Source organism: Halioglobus japonicus (assembly GCF_001983995.1).
In the GTDB taxonomy this organism is placed as follows: Bacteria; Pseudomonadota; Gammaproteobacteria; order Pseudomonadales; family Halieaceae; genus Halioglobus; species Halioglobus japonicus.
This window is the reverse complement of sequence record NZ_CP019450.1, coordinates 3674207-3691558: the sequence shown is the minus strand read 5'-3', so window position 1 is coordinate 3691558 and position 17352 is coordinate 3674207. Positions and strand designations below refer to the sequence as shown.

Sequence of the window (17352 nt, the reverse complement as noted above, 5' to 3'; positions counted from 1 at the left end):
CACCCTATAATCGAGCGAATCCATCAACCTGCGCGCCTCGCGTGTACAAAGAGAGCAGTCAGTCCTTGCCAGCCCAGTGGCTCACCACAACCAATGAAGTCTCGGGAAACTCAGCCAGACCCTGAGCCCCGCGCTGCACCAGCTCGGTCAGCCGGTCAATCTTCGCCGTGCCCGTAATTTGACCGTCGTGCTAATGGTGGGCTGGTTGCTGTATTCCCTGGCGCGTATCGTGTGGGCCCTGGTGGTTCCCGCTGAAGAGGTTGCGTCGGTGGTGCCCGTGGTCAATCCGGTCGTGCAGCAGACGCGCAGTGCCGGACCCGCCGAGGTGGACATCGAGGCTATGCGTGGTTGGCACTTGTTCGGCGAAGCCGGAGTAGAGGAGACTCCTGTGCCTGAGGTGGTGATAGCCGAGGCAAATGTCTCGGAGCGTGACGGCATCGAAAAAGGGGCTCGTGAAACCCGCTTGCAGCTGAAGTTACGGGGCGTGGTTGCCTCGACGGAGGACGGGTTCGGGCACGCCATTATTGAACATCGCAACAAGCAGGCTGTTTACGCCATCGACGACAAGCTGCCTGTGTCCAGCCGGGTCACGCTGGCCAAGGTGATGCCCCATCAGGTCGTGCTTGATAACGCTGGCACCTATGAACTGCTGGTATTGTTTGAGGAAACCGAGCTGGATGCCCAGGCGAGCGCATCGGCGCAACCCAGGAACGTGCGCCGGGCGGCACCGGCAGCACAAGTCGATAAGCGCGAGGATGCCACCGCCACCGAACTGGCCCGAGGCTACCGTCAGCGGCTGTACCAGAACCCCCAATCCCTGGCAGAGGTCGTGAATGTGGCTGCGGTACGCAACGACGGCGACTTGCAGGGCTACCGGATATCACCCGGAAAAGACAAAGACCAATTTGCACAGCTGGGCTTCAAGTCCGGTGATCTTGTAACCAGCGTCAATGGAATAGCGCTGGATGACCCTTCCAATACCATGCGTCTTTACCAGACGTTGAGAACGGCCAGCGAAGCAGTGTTTGAACTGCAGCGGGGCGATCAGCAGGTGTCGCTGACCGTCAGCCTGGGCGAAGAGCAGGCGCAGTGACAAGCGCACAGAGGACAGAGGATATTTTTTCGTGAACGTGATTTCTACCAGACTGCGCCAGTCATGCGGTGCCCTTTTGCTGACCCTGATGATGTCAGCAATGCCTGCCGCCGGTCAGGACTTCACGGTGAATCTCAAAGAGACGGACATCCAGGAACTGATCAAGTTTGTGGCCGAGGTGACCGGCACCACGATCGTTGTCGATCCCGCGGTGAAGGGCAAGGTCAAGGTCGTCTCCAGCAAGCCCGTGTCGCGCGATGAATTGTACGATCTGTTCCTGTCCATTCTGGAAGTGCACGGCTATACCGCAGTGCGCAGCGGGGGTGTGGTCCGTGTTATTCAGAGTAAGGATGCCCGTTCGGCACCGGTCTCGCTTGCGGATGAGAAGGTCCGCCCGGGCGATGAGTACGTTACCCAGGTGATTCGCCTGGACAATATCTCCGCCGCCAAGTTGATTCCTGTGCTGCGGCCGCTGGTGCCCCAGCAGGCGCATATGGCGGCCTATGCCCCGAGCAATGCCATTATCATTTCGGATGTGTCTGCCAATATCGAGCGTATTCGCGGCATTATCGAGCGCATGGATAATTCGGCCGTGCAGAAAACCGACATTATCCAGTTGCGCTATGCAGTGGCTGAGGATGTGGTGTCCATGCTGGACCAGCTCAACAAATCCGAGGCCAAGCAGAGTGGTGGCGCCGAACCCGAGGTTTTACTGGTAGCCGATTCCCGCACCAATAGCGTGCTGGTGACCGGTGATGAACTGGAGCGCGCCAGGGCAGCGCAGTTGATTCGCCATCTCGACACGCCCCTGGAGCAAAGCGGCAACGTGAAAGTCGTTTACCTTGAGTATGCCCAGGCCACAGAGATCGCCGAGGTCCTCACCCGGGTCATGCAGAACATAGACAAGCTCGACGAAAATGAGAACAAGCGTCGCTCCGGGGGCAATACCTCCACGATTGAAGCTGACGAGGGCACCAATGCACTCATCATCACCGCCGACGCCGATGAAATGGCCGCGTTGGAGGCAGTGATTCATCGACTCGATATTCGTCGCGCCCAGGTGCTGGTCGAGGCCATTATTGTGGAAATGACGGCGTCTGATGCGCAAGAGCTGGGCCTGCAGTGGTTGTTTGCCAACGATGACGGTTTCTACGGCAGTAACATTAACAGCCAAAGCACCGCCGAACGCCTTGCGGGTGCGTTGACGCCACCCAGTGACGGTGACGACGACTCCGGTGATGGTGAATTCAGTTCTCAGGATCTGGCCGGCGCATTGTCCGGGATTCCCGGTTTGTCTCTCGGGTGGGGCAGTGTCGATGACGACCTCACCATGACGGTGATTCTCAATGCACTGAAAACCGCGGGCAATGCCAATATTCTCTCCACGCCCAGCTTGCTGACCCTGGATAACCAGGAGGCCTACATTACCGTGGGCCAGAACGTACCTTTCATTACCGGATCCTACACCAATACCGGTGCTAACAGCGGCTCTACCAACCCGTTCCAGACCATTGAACGTGAAAGCGTGGGTATTACCCTGTCTGTGACGCCGCGCATTAATGAGGGTGATTCGGTGGTGCTGGATATCGAGCAGGAAGTGTCCAATGTGATTTTGGGCGCCTCGCAGATTTCCGACGCGGCAGACCTGATTACCAGTGAGCGCCTAATCAAGACCACGGTGCTGGCCAACGATAATCAAATTGTCGTTCTCGGCGGCCTGATTGAAGACAACGTTCAGGATGGCCAGCAGAAGGTGCCCATTCTCGGCGACATTCCCGTACTGGGGCGGCTGTTCCGTTCGGACAGTGTCGAGGTTGATAAGACCAATCTGCTGATCTTTATTCGCCCGACCATTATTCGCGATGACGAGGCCCTGGACGGCGCCACGGCCGAGAAGTACCGCTATATTCGTGAACAGCAGCTGCTGCGTCGCGAGCAGGGCCTGATGTTCCTGGACGATGGTAACTTGCCGGTACTGCCTGATTGGGATGCGCAGATCAAACAGCTCGAACAAATGACCGAAGAGGCCGCGGCGGATGACCGCTGAGGCTGACATAGCACCGGAACCGCTGCAGGCTTCACAGCCGGCGGGTCGCCGCAGTCTGCCCTTCACCTTTGCGCAGCAACAGGGCGTGTTGCTGGTTGACGGCAGCGAGGGGCCGGAAATTCTTTATCATGGTCAGCCCACGCTGCCGGTTCTGACGGAGCTTCGGCGTTTTCTGCAGGAGCCATTTACCTTGCAGGTGGTCAGTGCCGAAGAGTTTCAGCGTCGTCTGACAGTTGCGTATCAGCGCGACAACAATGAGGCGGTGCAGATGGCCGAGGACATCAGCGCCGACGTCGATCTCGGTCGTCTCGCCGACGAAATCCCGGAGGCGGGCGATTTGATGGAGGCCGAGGACGACGCGCCCATTATCCGGCTCATCAATGCCATTCTCTCCCAGGCGGTGCGCGACCAGGCTTCAGATATTCACATTGAGACCTTCGAGGACCGCCTCAGTGTGCGCTACCGAATAGACGGTGTGCTGGCCGAAGTGCTTTCGCCCAAGCGCATGCTGGCGCCACTGTTGGTGTCGCGTCTCAAGGTAATGGCCAAGCTGGATATTGCCGAGAAACGTGTGCCCCAGGACGGCCGTATCTCGGTCAAAATTGCCGGTCATGCGGTGGATATCCGCATGTCGACCATTCCCTCAGCCCACGGCGAGCGGGTGGTGCTGCGTCTATTGGACACTGCCGCCGGGCAGCTGCAACTGGAGCAGCTCAATATGAACGAGCAGGTTCAGGAGGCCTACAGCCGCCACCTGCACAGTCCCCACGGTATTATTCTGGTGACCGGCCCGACTGGCTCGGGTAAGACCACCACGTTGTATGCAGGCCTTTCCAACATCAATGAGAGTTCGCGCAACATTCTCACGATTGAAGACCCGGTGGAATACATGTTGCCGGGTGTTGGCCAGACCCAGGTGAATACCAAGGTCGACATGACCTTTGCCCGGGGTTTGCGGGCCATTCTGCGTCAGGATCCCGACGTGGTGATGGTGGGTGAGATTCGCGATCTGGAAACTGCCGAGATTGCGGTTCAGGCCTCACTTACAGGACACCTGGTGTTATCCACACTACACACCAATACCGCGATCGGCGCGGTCACCCGCCTCAAGGATATGGGCGTGGAGCCCTTCCTCCTGTCCTCCAGCCTGCTTGCGGTCATGTCGCAGCGCCTGGTGCGCCTGCTGTGCCACGAGTGTAAGGATTCGGCGCCTGCTACCGAGGCTGAGCGGGAACTGCTCCGTATCGAGGGCGATGAGCCGGTTGTGCTGTGCCAGCCCCGCGGCTGCAAGCGCTGTAACTACACCGGCTATCGCGGTCGTACCGGTATTTATGAATTGATCGAGGTGGATGAAGCCCTGCGCGGCCTGATCTATGAAGGTGCCAGCGAGCAGGACATGCTGGCCCACGCCCGGCAGCACTACCCCGGTATCGAGAGCGATGGCCGGCGCCGTATTCTGGCGGGCGAAACCAGCATTGCCGAAGTCCTGCGTGTAACGGCCGTTAGCTGATCGAGACGTCGCCGTGACCGCCTATCGCTATCGTGCCCTCAACCCCGATGGAAAACTCGTCAAGGGGATTGTCGAGGGTGATTCCGAGCGTCAGGTTCGCGGACAGCTGCGCAGCCAGAGCCTGCGCCCGGTAGAGGTCGCTGAGGCGAATCGTCAGGCTGCCAATACGGGGAGCTTCCGCATATCGCTGTTCAAGCCGCGTATCAGCCCGGGTGACCTGGCCATGGTTACGCGGCAACTATCCACACTGGTGCAGAGTAACCTGCCTATTGATGAAGCGCTGCAGGCCGCCGCGGAACAAAGCCGCAGCCCGCGGATCAAAGCGCTGTTGTTACAGGTGCGCAGCCGGGTGGCGGAGGGCTATACGCTGGCCTATGCCATGGGTGAGTTTCCGCAGGTCTTTAACGAGATGTATCGGGCCATGGTGAATGCGGGTGAGCACGCCGGCTATCTCGGTCCGGTGCTGGAACAGTTGGCCGATTACACCGAACAGCGCCAGTACACAGGCCAGAAACTGAAGATGGCCATGATTTATCCGTTTATTTTGGTCGGTGTGGCGATAGCGGTGGTCACCGCGCTCATGGTCTTCGTGGTGCCTGAACTGGTGGGGATTTTCGCGCACTCGAGTCGCGAACTGCCGGCCCTGACCCGCGGGCTCATTGCCACCAGCGATTTCCTGCGCGAATGGGGTGGCTGGATGTTGCTTGGCCTGGTGCTGCTGGCGGTGCTGGTGCAGCGCTTGTTGCGCAACGAATCGCGCAAGCGTGCCTGGCACGCACTGTTGCTGCGTACGCCGGGTATCTCGCGTCTGATTATTGCATTGGATACCGCCCGCTTTGCATCGACACTCAGTATTCTTATGGCCAGCGGCGTGCCGCTGCTGGATTCATTGCGCATCGCCGGCCAGGTCCTGACCAACCGGGTGCTGCGTGAAGACAGCCAGAAGGTGGCGGAAATGGTTGCCGAAGGTGGCAGCCTGCACCGGGCCCTGCGCGAGAGCGGTCGCTTTCCGCCGATGATGGTACACATGGTGGCTAGCGGTGAGGCCAGTGGCGAGTTGGAGACCATGCTGGAACGCTCCGCGACCAATCAGGAACGAGAGCTGGAGATGACGCTGGGCACAATCATGGCCCTGTTTGAGCCGCTGATGGTCGTGGTAATGGGAGGCTTGGTGCTGGTGATTGTGCTCGCCATTCTCCTGCCGATTTTTGATTTGAACACAATGGTGAAATGACAATATGAATGCTTCTAAACAGGCGGGTTTCTCGCTGGTGGAAATCCTGGTGGTGCTGGTCATCATGGGCCTGTTGATCAGCGTGGTGGCACCCACGGTGCTGAACCAGGCTGATGATGCCCGGGTCCAGAAAGTCCAGGCCGACTTCAAGGCCATTGAAACCGCCCTGAAAATTTATCGCCTGGATAACTACGTTTATCCCACTACCGAGCAAGGCCTTGAAGCCCTTGTTGAGGCGAGTACGCTCGACCCCGAGCCCCGCAACTTTAAGCAAGGTGGTTACCTGCCCGAGGTGCCACTGGATCCCTGGGGTCGCCCCTACCTCTACCTGAGTCCCGGCGAGAACGGCGAAGTCGACATTTACTCGCTGGGGGCCGACGGACTGTCTGGCGGAGAAGGCCAGAATGCCGATATCGGCAACTGGAAAAGCCAAGAGTAAGTTGCATGGGGTTGCCAGCGCGGCGGATTGACCAGCGTGGCTTCAGCCTGCTGGAGTTGCTGGTGACCCTGTTTGTGGTCGTACTGGTCACATCGCTGGTCACGCTGAACGTCGGTTCCGGCGCCGGCGATTATGAACTGCAGGGCCAGATGGAAGAGATCGCGGATACTGCCGCCTATGCCCTGGATGAAGCCCAGTTTGTGGGCTGGGATTTCGGCTTGTTGCTGCTGCGCAGCGATGAACCGGACAGCGCCTATTCACTGGACTGGCTGGAGCGCGGACCGGAGCGATGGCGGGCTCCCGCCAGTGGCAAGGACGTGTTCCGCCCCATGGATCTCCCCGCTGACATTACCCTGGAGTTGGAGCTGGATGGCGTGCTGCAGGAGCAGGAGGTCTTCCTGCCTACCGAGGAGTTTCCCGCCCCCCAAATGGTGTTCTATGCCAGTGGTGAAACACCGCCGGGCAATCTCTCGGTGATCGACGATCGCAATGGCGAATTACTGTGGCGCCTAGAATGGGACCTGCTCGGCAACTTCCGCGCACTCTATCGCGGCGAAGAACCGGAGCTGCAAGACCTGTGAGCAGGCTGACGAGCAAGGGCTTTACTCTCGTCGAAGTCATGGTCGCCCTGGCCATCGTGGCGCTGGCCTTGCCGGCGTTGCTGGTCGCGCTGTCGCGCCAGGTAGATGCAACTGCGTATCTGCGCGATAAGTCCATGGCCAATATAGTGGCCGCAAACAAACTCGCCGAGTTGCGCCTGCTGTCGCGGGCCAGACAGGAATTGTTCAAGGGCAAGGAGAGTGGCTCCGAAGAATTGGCGGGCCGCGAGTGGTACTGGTGGCTGGAGAGTGCTGATACCGAGGTGCCGGATTTTTATCGCGTCGAAATTGATGTCGCCCTCGATGAGAACGGCGCCGATGAGCCGCTGTTTACGCTGGTGGCGTTTCTCAGCGGCGATTTGACATCGCTGCAAAACCCCGAGGGGGAGGCTGGCGGTGAATAAGGCACGTGGATTTACGCTGGTCGAAGTGCTGATTGCCCTCGCGATTACCGCCTTCGTGTCGACCATTGCCTATTCCAGCCTGTCCACCGTGATGCTCGGTGCTGAGGCCAATGAAGATGCCGCCCGGCGCGGCTATGAGATCAATCGCGCCTGGATGATTCTCAGTCGGGATCTTGAGCACTTTGTAGAGCGCCCGGTGCGCGATGAATTTGGTGAGCTCGAATCGGCGCTGGTGGGAGGACCCGCGGCCCGATTTCCGCTGAGCTTTAGCCGCGGTGGATGGCACAACCCCATTGGCGCGCCGCGCAGCGAAGTACAGCGGGTGAATTATCGCCTGGAGAATGACGTGCTGTGGCGCGATGCCTACCCGGTGCTGGACCGTGCCGATGATACCGAGCCGCAGTCGGCTCGACTGCTTGAAGGTGTGGCGTCAGTGAGTGTGTTGTTCCTGGAGTCGGAAGCGGCGCTGCAGGGCGGTGTCAGAGGCACCCAGATAGAGACCCGCAACTGGCCTGAAAATTGGGTCGCCGATCCATCGACGCCGGGCAGCCTGATAGAGCCGCCACTTGCGCTGGAAGTGCGCCTGGAACTCGAAGACTGGGGTGAAATGAGAAGGCTGTATGTCCTGCCGCCGCTCTAGTCCTCGTCAGCAACAGGGTGCAGCGCTGGTCCTGGCGCTGTTGGTTTTTGCCTTGTGCGCGGTGCTGATTGTCGCCATGACGCGAGATTTCGACCGCCTTTACACCCAGGGCTCAAATACCTTTGTCATGGCCCAGTCCCGGGCCTATCTGCTCGGTGCCGAGGGGCTGGCGACGCTGGCTCTGCTGGCAGATGATGATGCCGACCGCGAAGCGCAATTAAACCGCGATGATCTCGGTGAGGTCTGGGCGCGGGAAGCACAGCCTTATCCGCTGGAAGAGGGCGGTTGGCTGGTCGGTGAGTTGGAAGACTTACAGGGGCGTTTCAATCTCAATTCACTGAGTGAACGTGCCCCGGAGCGTGAAGGCCAGCGGCCCCTGACTGCCAGCCAGAAGCAGTTCGTGCGGCTGGTGTTGGCTGTGGGTGTGGAAAATGTGGGCGAGTTCGAAGCCATTGCGATTGCGCGCGCTATTGGCGACTGGCTGGATGGCGATAGCAATGTGCGTCCTGACGGGGCGGAAGATGACTTTTACTCCGGGTTAGTTCCGGCCTATCGGGCCGCCAACCGGCCGATGATGAGCGCCAGTGAGCTGCGCGCAGTGCGCGGCGTCAGCCCCGAATTGTATACAGCGCTCGCGCCCTGGGTGACAGTATGGCCAACGCAGCCGGCGCTCCTGAATATCCACACCGCACCGGCCATGGTGTTGCGATCATTGGGCCCGGACAACAGCCTGGAGCCGCTCAGTGAGTTTGATGCCCAGAGCATTGTCCAGTTCCGGGAGGAAACCGGGTTCAGCGACAAGGAAGATTTTTTCAACCACCCGATGCTGGTAGACCGGGCTGAGAACATGACCGAGGCGCGCGCCATGGTCACGGAATTCTCCTCCTGGTTTCTGCTGCGCGCCACGGTGGAAGTTGCCGACCGTCGAACGCAAATGTACAGTGTACTCGAGCGCGTTAACCGCCAGATCAACGTTGTACAAAGATCAACCGGCGGCCTGTAGCGCCGACCATTCCCGGGAGTAGGAACCACCTTGCAGAATACAGCGATAATCCGCAGGATCGACGGCGAACCGGCCTGGTACCCGCCGGGTGCCACCGAGGGTGCCCGCAGCCTGGGTCACGAGACCGAGCTCGCCGCCCTGCGCGCAGCCGTGGCGGAGCGCCGGCAGGTGCCGATCTTCGCCGTCCCGGGTGAAGATGTGCGCCTGTTACCCCTGACGATTACCGCGCCTGAAAAACGCCACTTCGCCAAGTCCTTGCCTTTTATGTTGGAGGAGGAACTGGCAGAGGACGTCGATGATCTGCACTTTGCCAGTAGCGAGGTCGCGCCCCTGGAATACGCCGTCGCTGTCTGTAGCGATGACCATATGCGTGAGTACGAGGCCCTGTTGTCCGGCCTGCCAGACGTTGGTCAGTGGATACCGGAACCGCTGTTGCTCCCCTGGCAAGCGAACGAGTGGTGTCTGGTATTGGAAGATGACAGCGCCATCGTGCGTACCGGGCGCTGTGAAGGATTTTCGGTTGAACGCGTCATGGTTCCCGCGCTACTGGCGGCTGCCTTGGCGGATACGACTGAGCCTGGAGCGGTGGTCATTTACGGCCAGCAGCAGGACAGCGATATCGAATTATTGCCCGCGTCGTTGCGCAGCAAAGCGCAGTGGCGGCGCGGTGACCTGTATGCGGCAATGATGCTGACGGACGCCCCTGAGCCTGCGCTCAATCTACGCCAGGGCGACTACGCAAGGCGTTTGCCCCTGCAGCGCTGGTGGCGTCAGTCGCGGGTAGCGGCGGCGTTGTTTGGCTGCGCACTGGCACTGCATCTGGTGGCGACCGGTCTCGATTACCGGCAGCTCAAGGAGCAGAACCTGGCGCTGCGCGGTGCCCGCGAGGCGAGCTTCCGTCAGGTGATTCCCCGCGGCGCCATATCTGACGTCGAGAAGCAGCTGCGCAATCAGCTCAATGGACTGACCGGTAGCGGCGCGGTCAGCGGCTTCGCCAGCCTGATGGAGCGCGTTGGGCGAGTGGTGAGCACCCGCAAGAGCACGGACATTGTCAGTATCAACTACAACGCCAAATCCGATGAAATGCGCCTCAACATCGTCGCCGCCGATTACGGCGAAGTGGAGCAGGTGCGCGAGGGTATTAACGAAACAGGACTGGAAGCGATAATGGAGAACTCTAGCGCCCAGGGTGAGCGGGTCCGCGCCCGGCTGCGAGTGAGGGATAGATCGTGAAGGACTGGTACGAAGGGCTGACACAGCGTGAGCAGCTCAGTGTGGTGGTGCTGGGGGTGGCCCTGGCGCTCTACATGATCTACCTGTTGGCGGTGGCGCCCATCGCGGGTGCGCGGGCCGAAATGGAGCGCCAGAACAGGGCGCTGTCGGAGTCACTGCAACGCGTGGACGTTATGGCGTCGCAGATTTTGCAGTTGCGTGAGTCCGGTGCCGGTAAACAGAATCGCCGTAATCTCACGGCAGTCATCAACCGCACCACCGGTGCGCTGGGGCTGCAGGTAGCGCGCCTGCAACCCAATTCCCGGGGCGAGGTGCAGGTGCGGCTTGAAGCTGTCGCCTTTGACGACCTGCTGGCCTGGTTGCACCAGATGGAATATCGCGAAAGCCTGCTGATTCAGGAAGCCTCGATAACGCCTGGTGGTGGCAGTGGTCGTGTCAACGCCACGGTTCGGCTGGCGCAGGCGGGATAATCATGCAACGTTTTAAGTTCGGGCTGGTTGCAGCCCTGTTTCTGTTGGTGTGTCTGCTGGTGTTGGCGCCAGCGCGACTGGTCACCGTGTTTATTCCCGCCGGACAGGCCCAGCTTCAGGGCGTCAATGGCAGCCTGTGGCACGGCACTGCAAGCCGTGCCGTTGTGAGTACCCAGGTGGGTGCACTGCAGTTGGGGCAGTTGGAGTGGCGGATCAAACCCTGGTCGCTGCTGCTGTTGGCGCCGCGTGTTGAGCTGCGCAGCCAATGGGGCCAGCAGTACCTGAATGCGCAACTGTTGGTGCGCGGCGCCGAAGACATCGATCTCAATGCCGTCGACGTACGCCTGCCGGCAGAACTGGTCAAGCAGGTATTGCCCCTCGAATTGGCCGGTCTGGTGTCGTTGCAGGCATCACGGCTCAGCGTCCGGGCGGGGTGCCGGTGGCGGCGGAAGGTCGCCTGGTCTGGCAGCAGGCCGGTTGGCGAGCCTCGGGCGCGATTCGGCCTCTCGGCGACTATGCCCTTGAGCTTACATCGAGCGAAAACGGCAACATTGCCGGCGAAGTGATCACGCTCTCGGGTGACCTGGTCGCCGAGGGCGGACTGGCGTTAGAGGGAAACCAGTACAGCGTCGATGTATTGCTGAGCGGCCCGGGCCTTGATGACCGTATGCTGCAGCAGTCGCTGCAACTGGTGGCGACCCCCGAGGGCCAGAACTTCCGGGTCAAGCTGACCGGTGCTTTGTAATTACTGGTTCACTAGCTTGAGCCGTATTTTTCGCCAGTGTGTCTGTCAGTCTCTATAATCGGGCTCAGCTGAATCAACCACACTGATCGATAACAACAGGGAGACTGACCATGAGCGACAGCGACTACAAAAAATACGAATGCGTGATCTGCGGTTTTATCTACGATGAGGCCGAAGGCCTGCCAGATGATGGCATTGCCCCGGGCACGCGGTTTGAAGATATTCCCGAGGATTGGGAGTGCCCTGACTGCGGTATCTCCAAGGCCGATTTCGACCTCTACGAGGAGTAATGTCCACCCATTTCGGGTAGAATCGCGGCACATTTTTCCCGGAATTCCCAAATGTCTTTGATTGCCGATCGTCTGGCCGCGGTTCGCTCCCTGATGAGTGAGCGCGGCTACGATGCACTAGTGATCCCCAGGGCCGATGAATACCTGGGTGAGTACCTCCCCGAGCACAATGAGCGCATGCTGTGGATGGCCGGTTTTACCGGTTCTGCCGGCGCTATTGTGGTGCTTGCCGAACGCGCCGCGATATTCGTCGATGGCCGCTACACCGTGCAGGTGCGCAATGAGGTCGATCCTGACCTGTTTGAATACCATCACCTGATTGAAGAACCCCCTGTGGCTTGGCTGACCACTGTCCTCGGTGAAGGCAGCCAGGTTGCCTGTGACCCGCGCCTGCATACGCTGGCATGGTATCAGCAGAGTGATCAGCATTTGGCTGCCAAGGGTATTACGCTGATGGCGGATGCTGACAATATCGTCGACCGCTGCTGGCAGGATCGTCCTGCAGCCGCTATCAGCCCCGCAGTCATGCTCGACGAGGCCTATACCGGCGCCAGCAGCGCCCAGAAGCGCTCGGATATCGCTGAACTGGTACGCGTCAAAGGTGCTGATGCTGCGCTGATTTTTGCCCCCGACTCGGTGAGCTGGCTGCTCAACCTGCGGGGCACGGACATTCCCTGCCTGCCGATATTGCAGAGCTTTGCGCTGCTTGCGGTCGATGGCACATGCCAGGTGTTTGCCGAGCCTGGCCGCGTCCCCGACGGGTGGGAGCAACACGTTGGCACAGGCGTCACATTTTTACCGGAAAGCGATGCCGAGGCAGCGCTGCTTGGCTGCGCCGGGATGCGCGTACTTGCAGACCCGGACAGCGCCAATGCCTGGACGCAATTGTGCCTGGCGCGCGGCGGTGCCGAACTGGTCGCCGCAGAAGACCCGGTGCTCATGCCCAAGGCGAGTAAGAATTCGGTCGAAATTGAAGGCGCGAGGCAGGCACACCTGCGCGACGCCGTCGCTGAAATTCAGTTTCTGCAGTGGCTGGACGCTGAGGTTGCCGCCGGTAACCTGCACGATGAGGCAGTACTGGCTGACAAACTGGGCAGCTTCAGGGAGCAGGGAGAACACTATCGCGGACCTTCGTTTGACACGATATCCGCCGCAGGTGGTAATGCCGCGATGTGCCACTATAACCATCAGAACGTGGAGCAGCCCGGACGTCTGACACCAGACTCTGTGTACCTGGTCGACAGCGGTGGCCAGTACCTGGATGGCACGACCGATATTACCCGCACGGTGGCTATTGGCGACCCCGGTCCCGAAGTGCGGCGTATGTTTACCCTGGTGCTCAAGGGCCATATTGCGCTCGATCAGGCACGCTTCCCGCGCGGTACTACCGGCACCCACCTGGACGCGCTGGCGCGCCAGTTCCTGTGGCGTGAAGGCCATGATTTTGATCATGGTACCGGTCACGGAGTGGGCGCTTATCTCAGCGTGCACGAAGGGCCGCAACGCATCGCCAAGGCGCACAACCCATTCCCGCTGCAGCCTGGCATGATCCTCAGCAACGAGCCCGGTTACTATCGCGATAATGCCTATGGTATTCGCTGTGAAAACCTGGTGGTTGTGCAGCCCGTAGACGCAGACACCGAAGTTCCTATGTTGGGCTTCGAAGCACTGACGATGGTGCCGTTTGATCGTCGTCTGCTCGATGTCTCCCTGCTGACAGTTGAAGAGCTGGATTGGTTGAATCGCTATCATCAACAGGTATTTACCCTGATCGCCCCTCGTCTGGAGGGGGATGTACTGGCCTGGCTGGAAGACGCCACCGCACCTGTTGCGGCCTAGGGCCCCTTTGTAAGGCCAAGGGCGTGTGTGTAGACTGCGCCCAATAACAATTTTTCGGAGAACACACCATGGCTGCAGCCGGCGGCGCGCACTGGTCATCACGTTTTGCATTTCTCATGGCATCGGTTGGTTTTGCCGTGGGCCTGGGAAATATTTGGCGTTTCCCCTATGTCACCGGCGAAAACGGCGGTGGTGCATTTGTCATTATTTATCTGGGCTGCGCGATTCTGATCGGCGTACCCGTACTCATGGCGGAGCTGTTAATCGGTCGCCGCGGCCAGGCCAGCCCCCCGGCCTCAATGGCCAATGTCGCGATTGAGAACAAGCGTTCTCCCAGTTGGAAGATCGTCGGCGCCATGGGCTTGCTGGCGGCCTATACCATTGAAATTGTCTACGCCGGCGTGGTCGGCTGGGTACTGTGGTATCTGTTCAAGGCACTGACCACCGGCTTCGCGGGTGTGGACGCCGCGGCCGCGCAAGCCACCTTCAGTGGTGTCCTGCAGGACAACGTTGGTATGTTGTTCTGGACGCTGATCGGTCTTGCCATTACCGGTTTGATTATTTATTCCGGGGTCAAACAGGGGATTGAGCGAGCCGTTAATATCATGATGCCCCTCATGTTCATGCTGCTGTTGGGGCTGGCAGTGTTTAACTACTTCAACGGCGGTTTTGCGGAGGCGATCGACTGGCTGTTTACGCCTGATTTCAGCAAGATTGGTGCCGCGACGGTGTTGGCTGCCATTGGCCAGGCGTTCTTCTCTATCGGTGTGGGCATGGGCGGTATGATGACTTACGGCTCGTATCTGCCGCGGTCTATCTCTATTTCCCAATCGGTACTGATCATCGTATTTGCCGACACTCTGGTTGCCCTGTTGGCGGGTCTGGTGATCTTCCCTGCCGTGTTTAACAACGGCCTGGATCCAGCGGCCGGCGCAGGACTGATATTCCAGACCCTGCCGGTGGCCTTTGCGCAAATGCCCGGCGGCTATGTGTTTGCGGTCATGTTCTTCCTGATGTTGTCGGTAGCCGGTATTACCTCCATGGTCGGCCTGGTTGAAGCAGTGAATCACTGGGCCGAAGAACGGTTCGGTATTCCCCGGCATCGCAGTGCGCTCATCGTGGTGGGCAGCATCGCGGTGTTCAGTATTGTCAGCCTGATGTCCTACAACGTCATTGGTGACGTCTCCATGGGCGGCCTGAACTTCAACGACATCATGGATTACTTCTCCAACCAGATCCTGCTGCCACTGGGTGGTCTGTTGATCGCTGTATTCGCCGGCTGGGCTGTGACTCGGGAGGTGACCCAGGATGAACTCGCGCCGATCGCGGGCTGGGCTTACACCCTGTGGCGCTTCCTGATCCGGTACGTGGTGCCACCGGCGTTGCTTATCATCTTCATTATGGGCGTTAGCGAGTAGCGCCCCACCTCGCTACAGCACGGGTGCAAACAAGCGCGCGGTGGCCATGGCCACCGTAAACCAGGCGGGTTTATTGTCGAACTCGTCCAGGCTGACCTCGCGGCTGCGCCCGAGGTCGGTATTGAGCATGTCCTCGACCTTCCGAGCGAAGAACACATCGTTAACCAGCACCGTGATTTCGAAATTCAGGCGGAACGAGCGGTTGTCGAAATTTGCCGTGCCAACGCCGGCCAGTTGATCGTCCATCAGCAACACTTTCTGGTGCATAAAGCCGCCCTGGTAGCGATAGATCTTGACGCCGGCGGCCAATAGCTCGCGCGTGAATGACCAGTTGGCCATGGCTACCATCGGGCCGTCCGGCTCGTCCGGAATCAGCACGCGGACGTCGACGCCGCGCAAAGCTGCCAGTTGCAGCGCGGAAATAATGCCGCGATCGGGCACAAAATACGGGCTGGCAATCCAGATCCGGTGCTGGGCGGCGACGATGGCCTGGTGAAACATCAGTCCGGCTTCTTCGTATTCACTGGCGGGGTCCGAGGGAAACACCAGCACGGTGCTGGATCCTTCAGCGCTGCTGTTAAAGTCCCAGCTGATTTCGAGATCCTCGCCGGTCGCCCACAGCCAATCCGTGGCAAAGGCCTGCTCGGCGCCGATCACCGCCGGGCCCTGAAAACGCACATGGGTATCGCGCCAATGACCGAAACGTTTGCTCAAGCCCAGGTATTCGATTCCCACATTGTGACCGCCGATCCATGCCTGTTTGCCGTCGACCACGACGACCTTGCGGTGATTGCGGAAGTTGAGTTGAAAGCGATTTCTGCGGCCCTGGGTGGTGTTGAAAGGGGCGACCCTTACACCGCTCATATGCAGTTGCTTGCAGAGCCTTGAGCGCTGGAATTGACGACTGCCGATCTCGTCATAGGTGAGAAATACTTCGACGCCAGCCCGGGCCTTGTCCGCAAGAATGCGCCCCAGTCTGCGGCCGAGTTCATCGTCGCGAATAATGTAGAACTGAAAGAGAATATAGTCCTGGGCCTGCTCCAATCCCCGGCTGATATCGTCAAAGGTGGCATTGCCGTCGATTAATAAATCAACCTGATTGCCGCGGGTGGCAGGCATTCTGGCGAGGTTGAATAAGCTGGTGTAGAGGGGGTCACGACCGGTAACCGGGAGCACGAATTCCTGGACGTTGCCGCTGGTACGTTGGATGAGTTCCAGTGATTCGCGCTCCATGCGATCGCGTTTCTCTTGATAGCCTGCGAACCGGCTGCGACCGAAAATCAGGTACAGCGGTACAGTGATAAAGGGAAAGCTCAGGAGTGAAATAGCCCAGGCAATGGCGCCCTGGGGTGTGCGGGATTGCAGTATGGCCTCAATAGCGGACACCAGTGCCGCCACGTAAAACAGGGCAACGCCTACAGCGATTGCAGTGTTAACCCAGGCTGCGTCCATGGCTACTCCAGTAGGCTGTTCCTGAGGGCCTCTACCTGCTCGGTCGATAATCCCAGGCCCTGGGATACATAGTTGTCGAAACTGCCCCAACGGGCGTCTATTTCTGCAAACGCGGCTTCCAGCCAGTTTGGCTGAACGCCCAACAATACGGCGATCTTGTCGGCGGCTTCATCACCTTTGAACAGCCGCAATACTCGGAGCATTCCCTGTCGCCCCTCCAGAGCATAGTCGTTGCTGAGCATATAGTCTTCGCTAATCGAGGCCATCGGCACGCCGAGAATGCGCAACAGGATGGCGGCTGCGTAACCGGTGCGGTCCTTGCCGGCACTACAATGCCACACTACCGCACCGTCGCCGCTGTCGCCTACTTCGTCAATAAACTGGTTAAATTGTGGCGTGAAGGTGTATGCGAACTGACGGTTCGCCGCGATCATAAAGGCATTCGGATCGAGGTCAGCCATGTTGCCGTCTTCAATGCGCGCCATGATTTCCGTGGCGACATCATTGTCGCCACCATCCAGTGTGGGAATTTCCACGACGGCAAACGGCGGAAGTTCGGGGAACTTATTGGGCTCCTGTTTTTTTTCGGCGGATGAGCGAAAATCGATAATCTTGCTGATGCCGAGATCGCTCAGTACTTGCCGATCGGCTCTGCTGGCCGTATGAAAATTGGCGGAGCGATAGAGTTTTCCCCAGCGCACGGTGCGGCCATCTTCGGTGCGATAGCCACCCAGGTCGCGGAAGTTGTGGATGCCCTCAAAATTGAGCGTGCGGTGCTGTTCGCGTTCACTAACTGGCAATTGTGCGGGGACAATAACGGCGGGAGCAGGGGCAAACTGAATCGCTGCGAACAGGGTTGCGATGATGGCGAAGCTTCCCCACGCCAGGTATGTTTTGTTCAAGTTCGCTCTCGTTTGCCCGCTGGAATGGCCCAGA

General features: G+C 59.4%; 18 protein-coding genes. 16 read left to right on the top strand and 2 right to left on the bottom strand.

What is annotated here, in order from left to right; genetic code table 11:
* Window positions 1–187 precede the first annotated feature (187 nt).
* The 16 genes from gspC (at window position 188) to BST95_RS17265 (ending at window position 14964) form a co-directional block, all read left to right on the top strand.
* On the top strand, window positions 188–1093 hold the full coding sequence (gene gspC / locus BST95_RS17340; protein ID WP_240500308.1) for a type II secretion system protein GspC: 906 nt from the start codon (window positions 188–190) through the stop codon (window positions 1091–1093).
* A gap of 88 nt (window positions 1094–1181) precedes the next feature.
* A complete protein-coding gene (gene gspD / locus BST95_RS17335; protein WP_084201226.1) occupies window positions 1182–3140 on the top strand; it encodes a type II secretion system secretin GspD in 1959 nt (652 codons plus the stop codon).
* The gene (gene gspE / locus BST95_RS17330) at window positions 3130–4650 is read left to right on the top strand and encodes a type II secretion system ATPase GspE (protein ID WP_084200713.1); all 1521 of its coding nucleotides are present in this window, start codon (window positions 3130–3132) and stop codon (window positions 4648–4650) included. Before gspD ends, gspE begins: the two co-directional genes overlap by 11 nt.
* A 13-nt stretch (window positions 4651–4663) precedes the next feature.
* Entirely contained in the window at window positions 4664–5884 is a 1221-nt protein-coding gene (gspF, locus tag BST95_RS17325) for a type II secretion system inner membrane protein GspF (RefSeq protein ID WP_084200712.1), read from the top strand.
* A 4-nt stretch (window positions 5885–5888) separates the two neighbouring features.
* On the top strand, window positions 5889–6323 hold the full coding sequence (gspG, locus tag BST95_RS17320; RefSeq protein WP_066050383.1) for a type II secretion system major pseudopilin GspG: 435 nt from the start codon (window positions 5889–5891) through the stop codon (window positions 6321–6323).
* Between the two features lie 5 nt (window positions 6324–6328).
* Window positions 6329–6904 carry a prepilin-type N-terminal cleavage/methylation domain-containing protein gene (locus tag BST95_RS17315; protein ID WP_084200711.1) on the top strand — a complete coding sequence of 192 codons (576 nt, stop codon included), beginning with the start codon at window positions 6329–6331 and terminating at the stop codon, window positions 6902–6904.
* Window positions 6901–7326: a type II secretion system minor pseudopilin GspI gene (gspI, locus tag BST95_RS17310; RefSeq protein ID WP_229801616.1), complete on the top strand. Its 426-nt coding sequence runs from the start codon at window positions 6901–6903 to the stop codon at window positions 7324–7326. Before BST95_RS17315 ends, gspI begins: the two co-directional genes overlap by 4 nt.
* Complete coding sequence (gspJ, locus tag BST95_RS17305; RefSeq protein WP_084200709.1) at window positions 7319–7966, top strand: type II secretion system minor pseudopilin GspJ; 648 nt, start codon at window positions 7319–7321, stop codon at window positions 7964–7966. The genes gspI and gspJ overlap by 8 nt, the downstream gene beginning before the upstream one ends.
* Window positions 7947–8969 carry a type II secretion system minor pseudopilin GspK gene (gene gspK, locus BST95_RS17300; RefSeq protein ID WP_157114511.1) on the top strand — a complete coding sequence of 341 codons (1023 nt, stop codon included), beginning with the start codon at window positions 7947–7949 and terminating at the stop codon, window positions 8967–8969. Before gspJ ends, gspK begins: the two co-directional genes overlap by 20 nt.
* 30 nt (window positions 8970–8999) lie before the next feature.
* Window positions 9000–10202, top strand: coding sequence for a type II secretion system protein GspL (gene gspL / locus BST95_RS17295; protein WP_084200708.1), 1203 nt, complete (start codon window positions 9000–9002; stop codon window positions 10200–10202).
* Window positions 10199–10672 (top strand): type II secretion system protein GspM, encoded by a 474-nt coding sequence (gspM, locus tag BST95_RS17290; protein ID WP_169843987.1) that lies wholly within the window; start codon window positions 10199–10201, stop codon window positions 10670–10672. The genes gspL and gspM overlap by 4 nt, the downstream gene beginning before the upstream one ends.
* Window positions 10673–10674: 2 nt before the next feature.
* A complete protein-coding gene (gene gspN, locus BST95_RS19990) occupies window positions 10675–11238 on the top strand; it encodes a type II secretion system protein N (protein ID WP_084200706.1) in 564 nt (187 codons plus the stop codon).
* Complete coding sequence (locus tag BST95_RS21175) at window positions 11130–11417, top strand: hypothetical protein (RefSeq protein ID WP_338073426.1); 288 nt, start codon at window positions 11130–11132, stop codon at window positions 11415–11417. The genes gspN and BST95_RS21175 overlap by 109 nt, the downstream gene beginning before the upstream one ends.
* 110 nt (window positions 11418–11527) lie before the next feature.
* Entirely contained in the window at window positions 11528–11707 is a 180-nt protein-coding gene (locus tag BST95_RS17275; protein WP_066050367.1) for a rubredoxin, read from the top strand.
* Between the two features lie 51 nt (window positions 11708–11758).
* Window positions 11759–13546 (top strand): aminopeptidase P family protein, encoded by a 1788-nt coding sequence (locus BST95_RS17270; RefSeq protein WP_084200704.1) that lies wholly within the window; start codon window positions 11759–11761, stop codon window positions 13544–13546.
* A gap of 68 nt (window positions 13547–13614) precedes the next feature.
* The gene (locus BST95_RS17265) at window positions 13615–14964 is read left to right on the top strand and encodes a sodium-dependent transporter (protein ID WP_084200703.1); all 1350 of its coding nucleotides are present in this window, start codon (window positions 13615–13617) and stop codon (window positions 14962–14964) included.
* A gap of 12 nt (window positions 14965–14976) precedes the next feature.
* Here BST95_RS17265 and cls read toward each other — a convergent pair whose 3' ends face one another.
* A complete protein-coding gene (gene cls, locus BST95_RS17260; RefSeq protein ID WP_066050359.1) occupies window positions 14977–16416 on the bottom strand; it encodes a cardiolipin synthase in 1440 nt (479 codons plus the stop codon).
* Between the two features lie 2 nt (window positions 16417–16418).
* Entirely contained in the window at window positions 16419–17318 is a 900-nt protein-coding gene (locus tag BST95_RS17255) for a tyrosine-protein phosphatase (protein WP_169843986.1), read from the bottom strand.
* Window positions 17319–17352 lie beyond the last annotated feature (34 nt).